The sequence below is a fragment of the Peribacillus sp. NPDC096448 genome, from assembly GCF_044762675.1.
Taxonomy (GTDB): domain Bacteria; phylum Bacillota; class Bacilli; order Bacillales; family DSM-1321; genus Peribacillus; species Peribacillus frigoritolerans_B.
This window is the reverse complement of record NZ_JBIWEU010000009.1, coordinates 105827-124475: the sequence shown is the minus strand read 5'-3', so window position 1 is coordinate 124475 and position 18649 is coordinate 105827. Positions and strand designations below refer to the sequence as shown.

Annotated in this window: 16 protein-coding genes and 1 pseudogene; 3 read left to right on the top strand and 14 right to left on the bottom strand. The window is 39.0% G+C overall.

The window, feature by feature from the left end; translation table 11 throughout:
* Positions 1–241 precede the first annotated feature (241 nt).
* From ACIQ0C_RS16375 to ACIQ0C_RS16325, 11 genes are all read right to left on the bottom strand, one after another.
* Positions 242–1294: a YeiH family protein gene (locus tag ACIQ0C_RS16375; protein WP_402841003.1), complete on the bottom strand. Its 1053-nt coding sequence runs from the start codon at positions 1292–1294 to the stop codon at positions 242–244.
* Between the two features lie 45 nt (positions 1295–1339).
* On the bottom strand, positions 1340–2089 hold the full coding sequence (locus ACIQ0C_RS16370) for a PIG-L family deacetylase (protein ID WP_403061790.1): 750 nt from the start codon (positions 2087–2089) through the stop codon (positions 1340–1342).
* A gap of 152 nt (positions 2090–2241) precedes the next feature.
* Entirely contained in the window at positions 2242–3594 is a 1353-nt protein-coding gene (locus ACIQ0C_RS16365; protein ID WP_403062086.1) for an aminotransferase, read from the bottom strand.
* Between the two features lie 150 nt (positions 3595–3744).
* Entirely contained in the window at positions 3745–5508 is a 1764-nt protein-coding gene (gene xsc / locus ACIQ0C_RS16360) for a sulfoacetaldehyde acetyltransferase (RefSeq protein ID WP_403061787.1), read from the bottom strand.
* 174 nt (positions 5509–5682) lie between these two features.
* Positions 5683–6513, bottom strand: a complete 831-nt coding sequence (gene phnX, locus ACIQ0C_RS16355) for a phosphonoacetaldehyde hydrolase (RefSeq protein ID WP_403061784.1) — start codon at positions 6511–6513, stop codon at positions 5683–5685.
* Between the two features lie 69 nt (positions 6514–6582).
* Positions 6583–7041: a hypothetical protein gene (locus ACIQ0C_RS16350; protein ID WP_403061781.1), complete on the bottom strand. Its 459-nt coding sequence runs from the start codon at positions 7039–7041 to the stop codon at positions 6583–6585.
* Between the two features lie 164 nt (positions 7042–7205).
* Positions 7206–8618, bottom strand: a complete 1413-nt coding sequence (locus ACIQ0C_RS16345) for an amino acid permease (protein WP_403061778.1) — start codon at positions 8616–8618, stop codon at positions 7206–7208.
* A gap of 373 nt (positions 8619–8991) precedes the next feature.
* Positions 8992–9624 carry a YitT family protein gene (locus tag ACIQ0C_RS16340; protein ID WP_403061775.1) on the bottom strand — a complete coding sequence of 211 codons (633 nt, stop codon included), beginning with the start codon at positions 9622–9624 and terminating at the stop codon, positions 8992–8994.
* A 592-nt stretch (positions 9625–10216) separates the two neighbouring features.
* Positions 10217–10951, bottom strand: a complete 735-nt coding sequence (gene tatC, locus ACIQ0C_RS16335) for a twin-arginine translocase subunit TatC (RefSeq protein WP_403061772.1) — start codon at positions 10949–10951, stop codon at positions 10217–10219.
* Between the two features lie 110 nt (positions 10952–11061).
* On the bottom strand, positions 11062–11274 hold the full coding sequence (locus ACIQ0C_RS16330; protein WP_096338675.1) for a twin-arginine translocase TatA/TatE family subunit: 213 nt from the start codon (positions 11272–11274) through the stop codon (positions 11062–11064).
* Positions 11275–11342: 68 nt separating this feature from the next.
* The gene (locus ACIQ0C_RS16325) at positions 11343–13085 is read right to left on the bottom strand and encodes an alkaline phosphatase D family protein (protein ID WP_403061769.1); all 1743 of its coding nucleotides are present in this window, start codon (positions 13083–13085) and stop codon (positions 11343–11345) included.
* A 560-nt stretch (positions 13086–13645) separates the two neighbouring features.
* On the opposite strand from ACIQ0C_RS16325, the gene ACIQ0C_RS16320 reads away from it, so the two are divergent.
* Entirely contained in the window at positions 13646–13783 is a 138-nt protein-coding gene (locus tag ACIQ0C_RS16320; RefSeq protein WP_402841160.1) for an aspartyl-phosphate phosphatase Spo0E family protein, read from the top strand.
* A 504-nt stretch (positions 13784–14287) separates the two neighbouring features.
* Positions 14288–14470: pseudogene (locus tag ACIQ0C_RS16315) on the top strand (transposase); the annotation flags it as partial.
* A gap of 219 nt (positions 14471–14689) precedes the next feature.
* Here the strand turns inward: ACIQ0C_RS16315 and ACIQ0C_RS16310 are convergent.
* The 3 genes from ACIQ0C_RS16310 to ACIQ0C_RS16300 form a co-directional block, all read right to left on the bottom strand.
* Positions 14690–15046: a hypothetical protein gene (locus ACIQ0C_RS16310; protein WP_402840981.1), complete on the bottom strand. Its 357-nt coding sequence runs from the start codon at positions 15044–15046 to the stop codon at positions 14690–14692.
* Positions 15047–15070: 24 nt separating this feature from the next.
* The gene (locus ACIQ0C_RS16305; RefSeq protein WP_402840979.1) at positions 15071–15655 is read right to left on the bottom strand and encodes a hypothetical protein; all 585 of its coding nucleotides are present in this window, start codon (positions 15653–15655) and stop codon (positions 15071–15073) included.
* 704 nt (positions 15656–16359) lie between these two features.
* A complete protein-coding gene (locus tag ACIQ0C_RS16300; protein WP_402840977.1) occupies positions 16360–17280 on the bottom strand; it encodes a patatin-like phospholipase family protein in 921 nt (306 codons plus the stop codon).
* Positions 17281–18026: 746 nt separating this feature from the next.
* On the opposite strand from ACIQ0C_RS16300, the gene ACIQ0C_RS16295 reads away from it, so the two are divergent.
* Entirely contained in the window at positions 18027–18530 is a 504-nt protein-coding gene (locus ACIQ0C_RS16295) for a DinB family protein (protein ID WP_402840974.1), read from the top strand.
* The last annotated feature ends 119 nt before the right edge of the window (positions 18531–18649 follow it).

Genomic DNA, 18649 nt, shown 5'->3' with positions numbered 1-18649 from the left:
AAGACATCGTAATGTTCGTATCAGTTCTTATATTGTAAACCAAATAGTTATAATATTCAAACATGCCGGTGTTCAATTTTTTCCTTAAATTAGGATTATGTTGAATTTTCAGCGTTCATATACCGGTTTTCTTCGAGTGAATAAAAAAACCTGAATAGCTCTAAGTATTCAGGGCTTATCCTATATGCAACCTTCATCACGTTTCAGGCAAATTTAATTGGACACAATGAAAGCTTATATATTAAACGATAAAGTACGATATTATGGAAAGCAGCAAAGAGGTAATGGTCATGGCTAAAAGGGGACGCATGGCTTTTGTTCGCAGTGCCTGCAGGCTTACATTCAGTCCCAGACCAATCATGGCCATAGTCAATATAAATGTAGTAGTTTTGGAAATGCCATCCATTACGAGAGGAGACACCGTAATATATCTTCCGAACACATAACTTCCTATTAAACTCATGATTATAAAACCGACGAGGAACCAAGGAAAATCAATTTTGGCATCATGGCCCATTTTCCCGGATGTGCGTTTTTTCATCCAATACATAAAAATGAAACATAAAGGGATAAGTAAAAAGACACGGCCCAATTTTGCGAGGAGTGCAATCGCTAGCGCATCTTCACCAGCCGGTGCTCCTGCCAGAGCAACATGGGCGATTTCATGTAGACTGATCCCAGACCAAATTCCATAATCCAAAGCAGATAGCGGAAGGATCGGACGTAAAAGTGTATAAGCAATGGAGAAAAGTGTTCCCATTAAAGCAATTATCCCGACGCCTATGGCTGTATCCTCTTCTTTCGCTTTCACGATTGGTGATATTGCCGCGATGGCTGCTGCACCGCATATTCCGGTTCCTACAGCAAGAAGGAGGGAAATGGAGGCGTCTGCCTTAATCCACTTTGCAATCAAAACCATCACGACTATGGCAAATGTTACTGTCCCAATGTCCCGTACCAACAATGGCAGTCCCTGATTGAAAATCACATCGATATTTAACTTCAACCCGTATAAAATAATGGCAAAACGCAAAAGTTTTTTAGCGGAAAATTCAATTCCCGTCCGGAACTTTTCTGGATATCCCGCAATTTGACGATAAATCACGGCAATGATGATAGAGCATGCAAGAGGACCGATTCGATTGAAACCTGAAATCTTGGACAGCCCCAAGCCTAAAAGGGCAATAAAAAAGGTGAAAGCGATACCGCTTAGCCACAAAAGCACCTTATTTTGAAGTGGTTTTTGCTGCACCTGAGGTGTTTCTTCCAGTGGCTCATATTTTTCTAATTCCATACATCCTTCCCCCTTTCCAGATAAAAATATACCCCAAATTACGTATCATCCCATCCTTTCAATCGTTTGAAAAAAATCGTTTTCTCCTATATTAGGAAGTGAATCCCCTTTGATAAAATACTCGGATTCCTTTAAAAAAGGCAAACTTGGATTTTGATTCCCCCACAATTCAGGAACCGCTAAAGTCTGGGAACGATGTGACCTTAAGGCACGGATCTTTTTCTGTAAAGTCCCTGCTATATTCACTTCTGTGATACTGCTCAGCCCGTTTTCCTTTAACCATTCATCATAAAAAGCATGCCAAAGGACAAAGTACAGACTATGAACCTTAAAAGCTGGAAATACTGGATCTGGATAAAAATCGGGATCACCGGATTTTAAGAAAGCAAATGCTGCAGCACGGCCAATCGCACAATGATCTGGATGCCCCCCGTATTTCTCATGGAATGTAACTAGTGCCTCCGGTTGAACTTCACGAATCAGCTTTACGATTCTCGTCGCCAATAAATCGAAGCTTTCAAATTCAATCGTTTTATCTCTTATGTTTAAAAATCGCAGGTCACTGATCCCCAATTCTTCACAAGCTCTTTTTAACTCCTCTACCCTTAGTTCTGGCAATGTCTCCCTTGTTGTAAGAATGGGATTTCCCATGCGTCTGCCCATTTCGCCTTTTGTCGCACATAGTAAAGTTATCTGAACACCTTGCTCGGACATTTTAGCAATGGTTCCGCCACACAGGAATGACTCATCATCGGGATGTGCTAGAACCACCAATAACCTTTGTTGTGATTGCATATTTCCTCCTACTTCGGTTTCTCCAGTTTTCCCACACGGTTAGACCTAATATGAAAAAATGGACATGGATGTCAAATCGGCTAGACATATCATGCCCATCTTCATATTCTTCTATATAATAGATAGCACCCTAAAGCTCATCATCTTTTTGGTTAGCATAATTCACATAAAACGGATTTAACCGTTTCTATGACAAAGCGTAAATCTTCAACGGTCGAAGATAAAGGCGGTGCGATGATGAGTACATTACCATATCCAGGAACCGTATCACCATTACGGCCGATGATAAGACCCTTTTCCTTGCATGCCCCGATTATTTTACCCATGAACTCATCGGAAACAGGCGTTTTTGCCTTTTTATCTTCCACTAATTCGATGCCATATAAAAAACCAACTCCCCGAACTTCCCCTACTTTATCCAGGGCTGTCAATTCAAAGAGCTCATTTAGTGTCGATTCACTAAGTTCAGATACTCGTTGAACGATGTTTTCATTTTCCAAGATTTCAATGTTCTTTAGCGCAACTGCGCAAGATGCAGGATGGCCTCCATAAGTTGACACATGTCTGAAATGATTTAAATTTCCGTTCTCTTTGAATTTCTCATAAATCCTGGAATTCACTGCCGTTGCTCCAAGTGGAAGATAACCGCTGGTCAAACCCTTTGCCATCGTAACAATATCCGGTTGAACCCCATCTGAGTGCATGAACCCAAACATTTTTCCGGTTCTTCCAAAACCTGAAACCACTTCATCCACAATCAATAGAACATCATGCTTCTTACAGATTTCCGAAACCCTCGTTAAGTATTCTTTTGAAGGAATAAGGACCCCGCCACCAGAGATGATTGGTTCAAGGATTACACCCGCTACCGTCTCAGCTCCTTCAAAGTTAATGACCTGATCGATATATTCAGCTGCAAGCAAATCGGAGTTTTCAACGTTTTCCCCAAACGGGCTTCGATAACTGTACGGTGGCGGCACATGCAGGAAACCTGGAACGGCCGGATCATATTTCACTCTCCGATTAGCCTGTGCAGTTGCGCTTAGCGCGCCAAAAGTATTGCCATGATAAGCTCTATACCTTGAGATGAACTTGTATTTACCCTGCTTGCCATTTTGGGAATGATATTGCCTGGCTATTTTAAAAGCTGTCTCATTCGCCTCAGAGCCGCTGTTCGTAAAAAAAGTTGTATAAGAGCCCTTTAAATGTTCACTTATTTTTGCAGATAATTCGATTGCCGGCTTATGACTTAACGTTAAAGGGAAGTAAGATAAGTTAATCATTTGTTCATAGGCTGCCTGGGCAATCTCTTTTCGTCCGTGACCAAGGTTCAAGCACCATAAACCGGAAACACCATCTAAATATTTATCCCCTTTAGTATCTGTGAACCATGAGCCGGATCCTTCTGTAGCCATCATGGGAGCATCCTTCTCATTATAGCGATGCATCGCATGCCATAAATGGTCTTTATCCATTTGAACAAGGTCTTTCGTTTCAGTTTCCATCTTCACTATTGAAACCCCCTTATTTTTCATTGAATGCATTAAGTTAAGTTCCCATGCTGTTACAGACCTTTTAAAGTGAATTGGTGATGGTGCGATGACCCAAATAGTTCACCAAGTCACCGCAGCTGTCCTATCACCTTTTTCACACTCTTATTTATCCCAGTTTTTATAATCTAAATGAGAATATTTTTCTAATAATCTAGTAGGCATTTTTAATGCATCTTTTCTAAATGGCGGAGCCAATTGTGTTCCATCCACTTGTATATCAATGACAGTCGGTTTGTTTGATTTTATTGCTTTTTCAATGACAGCGCCTAACTCGTCAGCTTTTTCCACCCTAATACCTACAGCACCCATTGATCGGGCGACTTCTGCAAAATCAGGATTTTGGATATCCGCCCCTACAAAACGGTTATTATAAAAATCGACTTGATTCTTTTTCTCTGCGCACCATGCATTATTATTGAAGACACATGCTATGACCGGTATGTTTTCTTCAACGGCCGTACTCACTTCATGTAAGCTCATGCCCCACGCACCATCTCCAACAATGGCTAAAACAGGCGTATTCGGCTCAGCTAATTTGGCACCCAGTGCGGATGGGTAAGCAAATCCCGTATTCCCGAATGTTAGCGCAGCGATATGCCTGCGTCCCTGATTGAATTTTAAGTAAGCGTTTGCAGTTGAAGATACATTACCGATATCTGTAGTAACGATGACATTTTCAGGCAACACTTTAGTCAATTCCAATAGGGCTCGACGCGGATTGATCGGGGTTCCATCGATCATCGCAAGTTTCACCAATTCTTCTTCCCATTTTTGTTTTTCATTCGTAACTTCTACTATCCGCTCTTTTTCTTGTTTTAGGTTTGGTTTACTAGCCTTCAACCGTTTCAGGATTTCACGACTCGCTTCGCGGGCATCCCCGATGATCCCGACCTCCACAGGGTGCGTCCTCGCTATTTGCCTTGGGTTAATATCTATTTGGATGATTTGCGCATCTTTAGGGAAATAATCAATGTCATAGCATGGCAGCGTTCCAAATACCGATAATCTTGTGCCTACCGCCAATATGACGTCCGCTTTCTTAAGTGTATTCATGGCAGCCTTTGAACCCATGTAACCGATTGGGCCGACTGACAATGGATGATCAGCAGGAAATGCATCATTATGCATATAGGAGACAGCTACCGGAGCTGTTAAATATTCTGCAATATTCTTAATTTCCTCAATGCCATCGGAATCAACCGTTCCCCTACCGGAAATGATGACCGGATACTCAGCTTCTGCTAAAATTTCTGCCGCTCTATCCAAGGATGCAGAAGATCCGCAGCCCCTTTCATCTACGCGATATTGATGTGGCTGAAGTATTTGATCTTCCACTTCGCCATAGAAGTAATCACGCGGGATATCGAATAAAACCGGTCCCCTCTCGGCATAGGCAATCCGAAATGCTGTCCTAAGGCAATCAGCGACCCGGCCTGGGTGTGTCACTCTAACCGTTTCTTTCGTGATTGCCTTGAAGATGGAAACCTGATCGCATTCCTGGAAACCATCCCATCCAACTGTAGGTGTACCAGCTGAGGGTGATATGACCACCATTGGAGTATGAGCTTGATTGGCCGCTGCAACAGAGGTGACCATATTCGTCATTCCTGGTCCGTTTTGCCCGATGACAACTCCTGCAACACCAGAGACACGACAATAGGCATCTTCCATATGTGCTGCACTTTGTTCATGGCGGACACCAATGAAACGAATGCCGGCAGTTGGCAATAAATCAAGCATATCCATGAAAGCAGATCCCAGAATTCCCGAGATATGTTTAACTCCCTCGGCCACTAATGTCTCAACGATGGCTTCACTTGGTGTCATTTTAACTTTCGTACCTCTTAACATTTTTGTTTCGACCATAGCACATTCTCCTTAATTTATATTTATTTCTGATAATGACGTAGCGACGTCCGTACCAGTTATAAGATGTATAATACTACCATTAGGCGTAACAGTCAATAAATAATTTGAATATTTTGAATTAATTTAAACCACCGACCATCATAGTCACTAACTCATGTATTTGACTCTTTTTTAACCAATAAATATATCCTTTTTTTCTGTCAATCTGTAGTTGATCCTATCGATGATCTCCAATAAATCACCTATTTCATCAATTACGAAATCGGCACCTGCATTCAAAAAGCGGTTTTCTGCATGTTTCATCCGTTTTTGCAGATCATAAGGTTCCATTTCATTGATTTCTGCTTCTGAAAGTCCGATTTCACTGCCGCCTTTCAATACGGCAACAGTCCACATTCCCGCAGAAATGCCTTCTTTGATATCACTGATCGTATCTCCCACTTTAACGATTTTGCTGAGTGGATACACTTGGAGATTCATCGCCGTCTTAAAGCACATCCAAGGGGCGGGCCTTCCTGTTGGCACTTCGGTAGACGCAACGATGGAATCGGGTTGATAGCCCCATTTTTTCACCTCTTCTTTAACAACATCAATCATTTCACGAGTATACCCTGTTGTCGAACCGATTTTTATTCCTTGCTGCCTTAAACGGCCGACTAATTCAATTACGCCGGGTATTGGCTTGGCGTTATCCTTTAGAACCTTAAAAAGCAAAGCCTCAAAGTCCTTATATAATGAATTTAGATCTCTTTCGTCCGGTTCTTTCCCGAATTTAGCAATCCATGAATTAGAAATTCGTTTCATTTTCAGGAGTTCCATAATATGATCCATTTTCAATAAACCCATAGGTTCCCTTGCTTCCTTAATGGTAATATCTATCCCCCTTATCCTGAATATCTCAACAAATGCTTGGACCGGCGCAAAACAACCATAATCTACCGTCGTTCCTGCCCAATCGAATATCACTGCCTGAACCTCTTTGCATTCTTTTGCCCTTTCCAATCTATGCTCCCTCCTCATCTTACCTCCTCCAAAATCACCAAACGTGCTAAATCCGGGTATAAAGAGAATTCAATTCACTTCTTCCAAAAATAACTGTAGATCTTTTTTAGTAGCTACAGAGAGTCGTTTAATCTTTTCAAGATCTTTTTCCGGATTCCCTGACTCCCCAATTAATGGGTAAAGGTTTTTCTCGATCCTTTCATACCAATTTGGGTATTCATTTTCCACTTGCTTTTCTATCGAATCCCAAACAGAACTGATTTCCTTTCCCATTTCTTGAATTTTCTTTGTATCCGCCTCTGTACTTATTTCTGTTTCCAATCCTTTTATGGATTGAATCACATCGCCGACACCTTTTTTAATAAGCTCTTCATTTTTGGTTTCACCCGTATTTGCATCCGGATTTTCATTCATGACTGGACTTTTTTCTTGTTGAACCTCGTCCGGTTTTTCTGAATTATTGCAGCCTGACAGCAATATGACTCCAAGGACAACCCCATAAGTTATTACACGAAAACCATTCAACATAATCCCTCCTTCATGATTTAAAAGACAGATGGCACCAAGCACTTATTGGCACAACTCTCTTTTTCAATGGGAAATCATATTCTAGCTGATTAGTGATTGAAGAATTTTGTCTGAGGAATTCCATAGAAGTAACCTTAAATTAAGCCAATGGTTCAGAGCCAAAGCTATAACTTTTCAGAATTAGGGGAACCAGAAACAATATTTAATTCATTCTCCATATACTTCGCTTTTTTTCGCCGAATGAAAAAGAATGAACAAATAACGATCAAGCTAAATAGCATGGTAAAGATGAACTGTGGACGCTGCGAATCGATAAAGGCCATTAATATTAATACGGAAATCATGGAAATTATGGTTGCATAAGTCAAATACGGGAATAACCACATCTTGATCTTAAAAATTCCGGGATTTTCTTTCTCCATTCTCTTCCTTAATCGGAGATGGGAAACCGCAATGGCCAGATAAACAAGAATTCCGACTCCGCCCGAGGAATTCACTAAAAAGAAAAAGATTTTATCAGGTGAAACATAACTGAAAATGGTGCTGATAAAGGCGAATAAAGTAGAGCCGACTACAGCAAATATTGGTACGCCGTTCTTGCTCACTTTAGAAAATATCTTTGGGGCGTCACCCTTTTGTGCAAGGGAAAATAACATTCGTGAACTCGTATATAATCCCGAATTCAAACAGGAAAGCAATGCAATGAGAATCACTATATTCATGATCAGGGCAGCAGAAGGGATTCCCAGCATTTCAAGTACGGCAACAAATGGACTTTTCAGCAAAGAAGCCGAATTCCATGGTAATAGCGTCACTAGTATGGCGATGGACCCAATATAGAAAATCAGGATTCGCCAAACCACACTATTCAATGCACTTCTAACTGATTTAACCGGATCACTGGTTTCACCCGCGGCAATCGCTGGAATCTCCACTCCAACAAATGCATGAAAAACAATTGCGACACCAACAAGGACAGAACTTAGCCCATTTGGAACAAAACCGCCAAAATTCAAAAGATTGGAAACGCCAGGTGGTTTTATCGTTGGGATAAACCCTAATATCACTGCCACACCAAGGCACAAAAATAGTATGATACTGATTATCTTAATGATTGAAAACCAGTATTCGAACTCACCAAACGATTTTACGGAAAAAATATTCGTCATTTTCAATAGGATGATCAATGACAGACTTATGACCCAGACGGGAACGGAAGGAAGCCAGCTGTGTATGATTGCTGCTCCAGCCGTTGCTTCCAAAGCAATTACGATAACCCAAAAGAACCAATATAACCAACCTGTTGTAAAACCGGCCCATTCACCTATCCCCTCTCTTGCGTAAACGGCAAAAGATCCAGTAATGGGATTCACTGTGGCCATTTCCCCAAGCATCCTCATGACTAAAACAACGATCAAGCCTGCCAAAACATATGATAATATCGCCCCGGGGCCCGTTTGACCAATAATGATACCACTTCCTACGAATAAACCAGCGCCTATGACACCACTCAAAGATATCATCGTTAAATGCCTTTGTTTCAGACCTGGTTTCAGTTCTTCCTGTTGATGTTTCATACCCTCCACCAACTTTCAATATTTTGGGGAATCACTAAGATAATCGCTACTTGAATGTAAAAACAGGCTTTTAAGCTGCCTGTCCTTTAAACTTTCACAAAGATAGTGGGAACTTGGAAACATGGCATTTTCAAACAACACAGGGTAAGACGCTATGAACTTAAGATTCTATTATCACTAGTCCTCCTTCCTTAAGGCTATTTTGAAATTCGAAGCGGATCTAACATCATTACGTCATGATGTTAGTACCACTTTCTATGTGTTATAATACACTCTGATTTTTTTAAAGTCAATTTAAAAATCAGAATATTTAGATAACAAAATGAAAGTTTTCAAGTAAAACAAACGGTCTCCTTTAAGTCTGCAATTTTATTTATTTTACTTCTGTAACCCTTGGGGTTTCATCCAATACACTTTCCGTTGCTGACTTCACTGCCTTCTGCTTCCTATCCAGCATTTTCTTTAAAAGGTATGAAAAAAACAATGTAAAGGCTATTCCCTTAACAATCGATGCATAACCGTAAACAAGAAGGCCCAATACCAGTACGATAAGATTAATAATCCTTATTGTCACTGCAATATCTATTTTTTCATTTTTGTGATGTAAAATTAAGGCGATCACGTCAAAGCCAACAGTGGAGGCATTTGCTGTTATACATAAATAATATCCTATCGCTATTAAAATCGACGAAATGAAAATCACTAAAACCATATTCATATCAAAATTAACGTTCAATGAATAAAAAAAATTAAAAAAAACCATATAGCTAAGGGAACTTACGATCGACTTAAAAAAGTACTCTTTCCCTAGAAAAACTAAACAAATGATTAACAGTAATCCTGTAACGAAATTGGCGAGCATGGCAATGTTATAACCCCATAATGCATTCAATAATAATGCCGAGCTAGTTACCCCGCCATTAATAATTTCATTGGGAACGATTAAATAAGCATAGGCAAAGGTCATGGAAATGTTTCCTGCAATAATTTTCAATAAATCCTTCATAAACTCTCACCATCCTGTTCGATATTTTGATAATGTTTTTTCCCCCCTAAATATATATTTATACTTGAACGATAGATGCACATTCACCTTTTATTCGAACCTTTTCCCTTTCGATAGTTTGGAATGATTATACGGAGAATGCATTTAGCTGTTCAAGTGAATACAATAATTCGCTAACCAGAATCCTCTCTCCTTCTAAAAAATAAAATAAAACATCCCCATTGAAACTTGAAGATGTTCCTTTTTACTACATAATCATTAAGGCACTGCAGTATTTCTGTACAACTTATGTACCTTATGAATACCTTTAAACGCTTGACAAAACCTTTGATTTACATGAATGATTTGATTTAAATTCCCCAAGGCAGGACAAGGAGAAGGCTTTTACAGAGTAAAACATAATCCCCCCTTTCATAATCACATCGTATACTCGCTTCAACAGACTTAGTTCGAAGATGTCATTCAGCATGACCCCTAATCATTTCAAAAGTATTATTCCGCAATAAAAAAAGTTGAGGGATATGCCCCTCAACTTTTTAGTGTTCAATAACTATTTCCCAAGAAATGTTTCTTAGGTTGTGGATCAGCCATTTCATGTTACAGGTAAGGCTGCCTCATCTTTCATTAGCCTTTTTCGGTAAACCATATTGGACAGCTGTACACTCACTTCATAAAGCACAAGCAAAGGGACGATAACCAAAATGTCCGAAATTATATCAGGAGGCGTAATCAGGATCGAGATGATAACCAGGATGAAATAAGAAATCTTACGTGACTTTTTCAACACTGTTGGATTGATGATGCCTAATCTGGTCAGGAACATGACCACAAGCGGCATCTCGAATAAAATCCCGAAAGGTAAGATCAAATTAATCATGAACCGGAAATACTTTTCAGCTGTGAACATCATCTCGAACTGCCCGGCCGATAGGGAAGTGAGGAAACCCAGCACTATTGGAAACAACACAAAATATCCAAATGAGATACCGGTGATGAATAGAATGAAGAGACCGGGTATGAACCGAAATGTAACTCTTCTTTCTTCCGGTTTCAGCGCTGGAGCCACAAAGCGCCATAACTGATAGGCTGCTAGCGGAATCGTTGCAGCTATTGCACAGACCGCAGCGATAATCATATAAACCCACAGGATCTCACTTGGACCGAGCACGGCAAGCTTTCCTTCCAAATCCTTAATGAGCAGTTCATAAATATCCTGTACGAATATGAAACTCACTATGAAAAAAGCCAGAAAACCTATCAGTGTTTTAATGATTCTGCTTCGGAGTTCCTCCATATGTTCAATAACGTGTAAATCCTTCCCCTCCACTTTCACTCCTCCTTTTTAAACATATTATTTGCTGCAAATAGCTCTTCCCCTCGAACCCTTCTCATGAAAAGGAGCAGGCGAGTCTTTCCGCCCGCTCTATCCCATTAAATTCATCCCTCTTTTTTAACAGCTCTCAATGCGGCTTTATTCTCGTTTTCATCTTCTTTTTCTGTATCATTCACCAATCCTTTGGTTGCACTTTTGAATTCGGACAATGTCCGGCCAAATGCACGGCCTATTTCCGGCAGCTTGGACGGTCCAAAAATAATCAGTGCAATCACGAGGACGATCACCAAACCGGGTATTCCTATATTTGAAAGCATTCTTACTCACTCCTTTGATCTTCTCATTTTTCTTTGCTATTTTTTGTCATGCATCATAAGGTTCCCTATCAATTAGTCACTTTCCCCTGCTTTTTCATTCTTTGTTTTTCGTGTGCGCGATTATGGGCACGTGTCCGATCTTCCTCGACTTCGTTCGTTTTTTGTACACCTTCCATAACCGCTGCTGATGCAACCTTTCGCAGCCCTGTTTGATCCTTATCAAAAACAAAGGATGCTCTTGTCGATATATCCGCACCTGGTTCTGTCACGAATGGGACTACACGGTAATCCGCCTTCCAATGTTCTGGTGTTACTTTGCATCGGACATATCCCCTGTAATCATTAAAGAACTTTATATGCGGATTCTGGCTTAGTATTTTATCCGTGTCCGCACGCTTATCCGCACCATTTCCACCAGATGTGATCGAAGTGCCGACAAACTCCACACCGAAAATCTTTGAATTTGGATCATCGAAATCCGCCTTTAAATTGGCGGCCCAGCTTGCATGTACATCACCGGTCAGCACGACCAGATTTTCCATGTTGTTTCTTTTGATTACATCAATTAAGCGATCGCGTGCAGCCGGGTAACCATCCCAGGAATCCATGCTGAATTTTGGAGCGGTTGGTGTTCCATAATTCCGTTGTGCAAAGAAAATCTGCTGAGGCAGAACATTCCACTTCGTTTTTGATTTTGATAGATTGTCAGTTAGCCACTGTTCCTGCTCTGGACCTAGTAATGTCCGTTTCGGATCAAGTGACTCAGGCGTTTGCGGTGAACTTCCATCACCGTTTGCCTGATCATCCCGGTATTGACGTGAATCCAATACAAAGAAAGAGGCCAGGTCGCCATATGTGAAATTTCGGTATAAGCGCATATCCGCTCCCTTAGGCAAAGATGATTTACGAAGGGGCATATGCTCATAGTAAGCCTGATAAGCGGCGGCCCTTCTCTTGATGAAAGCTTCTACCGATTGTCCTTTTTCCGGGATGACATTTGCATAATTGTTTTCAACTTCATGGTCATCCCAAGTCACGACCCATGGGAAAGCTGCGTGTGCCGCTTTTAAATGGGTATCAGAGCGGTATTGTGCGTATCTATTCCGATAATCTTCAAGTGTAATGATCTCCGGACCACTATGTACACGGACATTACCTGTAGAGGAAACATATTCATTTGGTCCATATTCATATATATAATCGCCAAGGTGGAAGACAATATCCAGATCTTCTTTTGCCAAATGTTTATAGGCCGTATAATAACCATGCTCAAATTGCTGGCATGAAACAAACGCGAATGACAAGCTCGAAACACTTGAACCTATTGGCGGAAGTGTTTTCGTTTTCCCAGTCTGACTTACTTCCCCGCCGCTTTTAAAACGGTAAAAATAGACCTTATCCGGTTTTAACCCGCTTACTTCCACATGAACGGAGTGGCCAAGTTCCGGCCTGGCTATTTCCTTGCCTTGCTGGACAATCTTTCTGAAATTCTCATCCTTTGCCACTTCCCATTTAACGGAAATGGCTTCTTTTGGCATTCCTCCGCCATTCAACGGATCAGGTGCCAACCTTGTCCATAAAACTACACTATCCGAGAGCGGATCACCTGAAGCTACACCGAGAGTAAATGGATAATCACTGAATTTCGGGGCAGCATTCACTTCAATCCCGCCCATTGATTGGGCAAGGGCAAGACCTAATGATAGTCCAGCAAGCTTACTTGCTCCCTGGATAAAGTTCCGGCGGTCCATATTCTTACCTAATTCGCTCCAATTCTTAATTAATTCATCCATCGCTCTATCATTATTCATTGATCTTTCCCTCCTATTATTTGAATCTGGTTCAAGTATAGAAGGCCATTTTTAATGGTGTATGAAGATGTGTAAATCAAAAAATTCCCAATTAGGAATTTTTAGTCAGGACTTATGGTACCCATTGAATGCAAAAAGAGTTTTGATTCGCTCTTGCATTTACATAGACCTACAAACTTTTACATATAACGACAGTCTTTCAGCCTAGTTCTCTTAACGAATCATTTATTTAATCGTTACAAATGACTTCCATGGGCTATTTTTACAAAAAACTTTTAAAAATTTATAACTTCCAATCTGTATATATAAGCGCAAAGAAGCGGGTGAAATAGTAGAATAAAAAAAGATCGCCATTAATTGGCTGTATTTCATCGTTGTAGAAACCCTTAGATTCGAAGGAAGTTATAGGAATCCTCATTATTTTCCAAAATCAGACTAATAAATACTTAACAATATTTCATAAGTAAATACTCACCTTTCATTTAAAAACATCCTAATTTATGTAATAATAGTTTCAAAACTAAAAAAGAAAGTACTTGAGGGATTCTGCATTGGAGAGTATGGAAGAATTACATGAAAAAATTGAAATGTTGAGGAAAGAATTAATAACCACCGGATTGATATATGGATTTACTGCCCCAAAAACATTACATAAAAGCCAGGAACTGGATAGACTGTTGAATTTACTTGCGAAATGAAAAAGAAAATGATTTAGATTATGTCTAAAAACAGGAATGAAACCTAATTTGATTTTTCTACTAATACTTCATGGGATCATTACAACTGCAGAAACCATCACTCGGAATTATTTGAGATTATTTTTAATTGTCACGGTGCAGTTTTGCAGCATATTTCTCTTACCTCTTATACTTTTCTTGGACTCGTGACTAATTTTTATGTAATATCCGCTAAATCATTAGATAATTGTTAACATCATCACTCTTCCTAATTAAAAAGCATCCAAAATGAATGGATGCCTCAGACTGTAGAAATTTGGACGTTGATTGGAACGTAGGGCACTCGCTTTCCGCGGGCGGTCCGCCCTCGGCGCACTTGCGCCTGTGGGGTCTCCCATGGACTCGTTATTCCCGCAGGAGTCTCGCACCTTCCGTTCCAGTCAACTATGTTAAAAAAATTTGGATAATACTCCTTTTGCCAACAGTCATTTTTGTTTTAAAATAGATCTATTAAAACTTGAGATGATGAGTTTGCTTTCTAAACATGATTCTATTCAGCGAGATCAACTTGAAATGATTACTTTAGACCCACTGGTGCAGGCAAACCATTGAGTTCGTAAAGTGGAGACTTCCATTGATTTCTCTTTCATTTATGATTTAGTGAAAGATATGTATTCAGAGAAAGGACGTCCAAGTATTGATCCAGTTAGGTTTTGAGGGGATTTTCATTGAACATTATGGGACTGCTACATAAAAAAATAGAGCCAATGAGGAAAGAATTAATAAATACGGCATTGAAACATTGGATCACTTCACCAAAAACTTTACATATAATCCAGGAACTAGAAAAAACGTTGGAAAACTAGGGAAATGAAACTGACTGTTTTTTCGTCCGGAAATTCCCCAATTTCATAAGTCTAGCGTTCCCTAAGCATTCATTTTCCTATATCTTACGGTCATATCAACGATTGTTAATAATAAAACAAACCACAACATAGGATTATTCAAAGAGATTCCTACAGTAGATTTTCCGCCCATTACCGTTAATACTCCTATTAGCACCAACATATAAAAAATAAATACTGCTTCTCCAATTAATGAATTTTCACAATCTTTTTCAGTCTTTCGATTAATGACAATATAGACAACCGCTAATGAGACCATTCCAATTGTCAATGCAGTTTTAGGAATGTCTTTGAGAACGAGATGAGGGAAATAATCAAAAATCATAAGAAAAGAAAATAATAAAAAGATACCTATTCTCAATAATATTTTCAAATTCATCTTATTCCCCATTTCCTCGATTTATTATTTCCCAAACCAGTAATTGCATTGGAAATATTGAACTGATTTAGGTGATGTGTAATTACTTTTGCCGTAATGAACCACTGTCGCATGATAATTTCTTTTCTTTTCTGCAGTGCTATATGAACTTGATACCCAAGAACCCACATAAGTTGGACTAATTTTGGACCAGCTATTTAACTTTACAAAAAGCCAATTAGCGAATACACTATCTGTCAATTTTTTAGGAATCTTTTTCATCATATATGCAAAAATTAGATTTTTGGCTTCATTTACACCGGTATTTTTGTAGGTTCTATAAATAGGAGCTATTTCAGTTTTTGTTGAGCCACCTGAAATAGGTCCATATGCAGTTATACCACCAGAGTTTAGTGAATTAATACTCATAACTTCATTATATAGATTTTCAATCTCTTGCTCCGTTAAAATTGTATTACTTATTATTTCTAGTTCATTAAAAGAATAGGCATGTTCGTTTACTGCTTGTTGTTTCGATGTCTCGTTGCTAACTTCTATACTTGCAAAGGAAGGAGCTACAAAACTAAATAAAATAATCAAAGATAATGAAAAGGCAAATATATTCTTCATAATATTCTATTCCCCTTCTAGTAGATTTTTTTCTTAACATTTTTCTTACATTTAAGAAATAAATTCTCTCTCATAGAAGATGCTGTTTATGGAATGATCTAAGTAGAGGCTGAAGGACAAGGTTTTAAGGCTGAAGGCTGAGGCGGGCACAATTCCGATTTCTATATCTGTTTATATTATAAAATCCTCTCCTTTCCACGATCAGGTATTATCTACCACTTTATATTAACATTAGCACGAAAATATAACTATATTTATTTTATTTTTATAAAAAAATATAAAAAATAAGGGTCTTAAGAATCATTATTGAATTATCGTTACCTCTTTTATAAGCTGTGGGTTTTTATGACTTCATTCAAACTTGGAATATGTCTCGGTCAAGATTCTTTTCTAAAGAAGTAGTTTTTTATGTTCGGACAATTCTTTGACTGGTTCACATAGTCGTCGTAAAAGATACTATTTATTATGACTTCTAATAATTTTTAAAAGTATCATTTCCTCATACATTTAAATGCTTTCATAATATTTGTTAAGCAATATCAAAATTAATATATTATATTTCGCAGTTACACTTATTGCTTTTAAAAAGCTCAAGACAACTATGCCTCATATTAAACTATTGATTCGTTAGTTCAATAAGAAAAGAGCCGTTGTAACAGCTCCTTGTCCCTCGCTTTCCCCCCTCAAATGATAGAGGAATGTTTCTACTCATTTTTTACTCTTTGCATGCGTTTGACCTTATATTGTTCAAAATCCCAATTTGACAAAAATTCTTTTGCAGAAGTATAACCTGATTTATAGAGAAAGTCGAATTCATCCTCATTCAGTTCAAAATCCGTTGCGTTGATGCTGCCAGTAGGAATTTGAATCGTACGTTCAATCGTTTCTTTGTTCATATGTCGTAAATCATGGGCTTGAAGCATCGTTTTAAATATATTTTTGAAAAGGTGGATTGGCGTTGGTATAACCGGATCTATATTAACTTCATCTTTCACAAAATGGAATCCGAAAGTTGGAAAACGAGGATTGTCTGTATCAAATATCCATATTGGGAAGTTACTAAGTAAACCACCATCTAAAATGTAGGATTTTTTCCGGTCTTTTGATTTCCAAATAACCGGACGGAAGAAAAATGGTAAGGAGGCACTCATCATTACGGCAGTTGAAACTTTTAAATCAGCAGGAGACATCCCATAGCGGACCAAATCATCCGGCAAAATAAGCATCTGGCCATTCGAAACATCAGAAGCAATTATCTTCAACTTTCCGTCTGGAAGATCAGCGAATGTCTTAATCCCTTTTTCTGAAAGAAGAGAATCCACCCACGTCTCCAAATAATCGTTTTTGTAAATTCCAAGATGAAACATAAGTTCCAAAAAGAAGCCCAAAATGGGAATTCGATTCAAAATTGTCCTGCCTCGCATCTTTGAGTAATTGATTTCACTAAACCGTTCTCTAATTTCATGGCTTTTATAGCCACTAGCCAAAAGAGCAGCTATTACTGCTCCTGCTGATGTCCCAGCAAGTCTTTCCCATTCGACTTTTTCCTCTTCCATTGCTTGAATCGCTCCAATAAAAGCAATTCCCCTGACCCCCCCACCTTCAAAAACGGCATCTGCTTTCATTTTTTTCCACCTCTCGATAAGAGTTATTATTATTATTAACAACACTTGAAAATAAAGCGAATTTTCACACTCTTCCATCCCGAAAATCGGCCCCGTCAGTTAAAGAATAAAACCGAATCCAATCCCTGATTGGAATTAATGACGGTTCTATTTTTCTATCAAATAAATTCGCTAACAATATCAAGAATCTCATAAGTCTATAAGGTTGTGTATGACAATCCATAACACACCCTCTGTATTGTCATGTTCTTTGACCTTGCCAGCTTTTCAGGTTGTTAGCATGAATTAACCGTACTTCTAATCTCTGGTTATGCTTTTCCATCCCTGATTGACAATTGGTTGCATATCTATCAAGTTTGTTTTATCACCATCATTATTACTTCATGTCTATGGATTCCCTACTTGATAAAACTCTGGCTCTTCTGAAATATTATCAAAAGTCGATAGACCCCCTTAACAGTGGTGAACCAAACACATTGATGGCATAACAGTAGTAAGATAGCACCTTTACCATGGTATGTATAAAACGAAACATTTGCATGGACAAATTATCAGACCCCTACTAAAAACTTTATAATATCAAAATAATGTTTACGTTGTAGAACTAATGCCTAGTGGGAAGGTCATTTATGTAAACTATAGACACTAAGATTAGATTAGTATTGGGAACTATGAAATCAGCCTTTGATAAAGGTATTCTTTAAATTATGTCGAAAAGGATATGTAACAATTAAAGGAGTGAGAAAATGGAAAATAACCGTGCCAAGAAAATGTATGATTACCACGTTTGGGCTAATCAGCAAGTGTTCCACAACCTAAAACAATTACCGGACGGAGTCTATGGAGACACGATAAAAAGTGTCTTTCCATCCATCAAGGAAGTCCTAGTTCACCTTTACGCAACTGATATTACCTGGTTGGAAATAATGAAAGGAAGCACAGTTCAAGAAACTTTTAAGATAGTTGAACAGCGGCGGAAAGAAGTGGACGGAATCTCATTAAATGAACTGGAATCCTCATATGGTGAACTTGCAAAGGATTATGACAATTTTCTTACTTCGCAGCCTGATCTTGAACGGACCATTGTAACCGAACATCCCAAAATGGGGGTTTGTGAGTTTGTACTTGCCGACCTCATCCATCATGTAGTGAATCATGGGACCTATCATCGCGGTAATGTATCAGCGATGCTCCACCAACAAGGCGAGAGTGGCACACCTACAGATTATGTATTTTACTGTTTAAAATAAGCGGTTTGACAACCTATAGGATTCGCTGTAACATGCCGCTCATTCCAGATGAAAGCCGATGATCCCCTTGCCAGGGAATCATCGGCTTAATTTGGATGATTAAAATCCATACGTTCGTA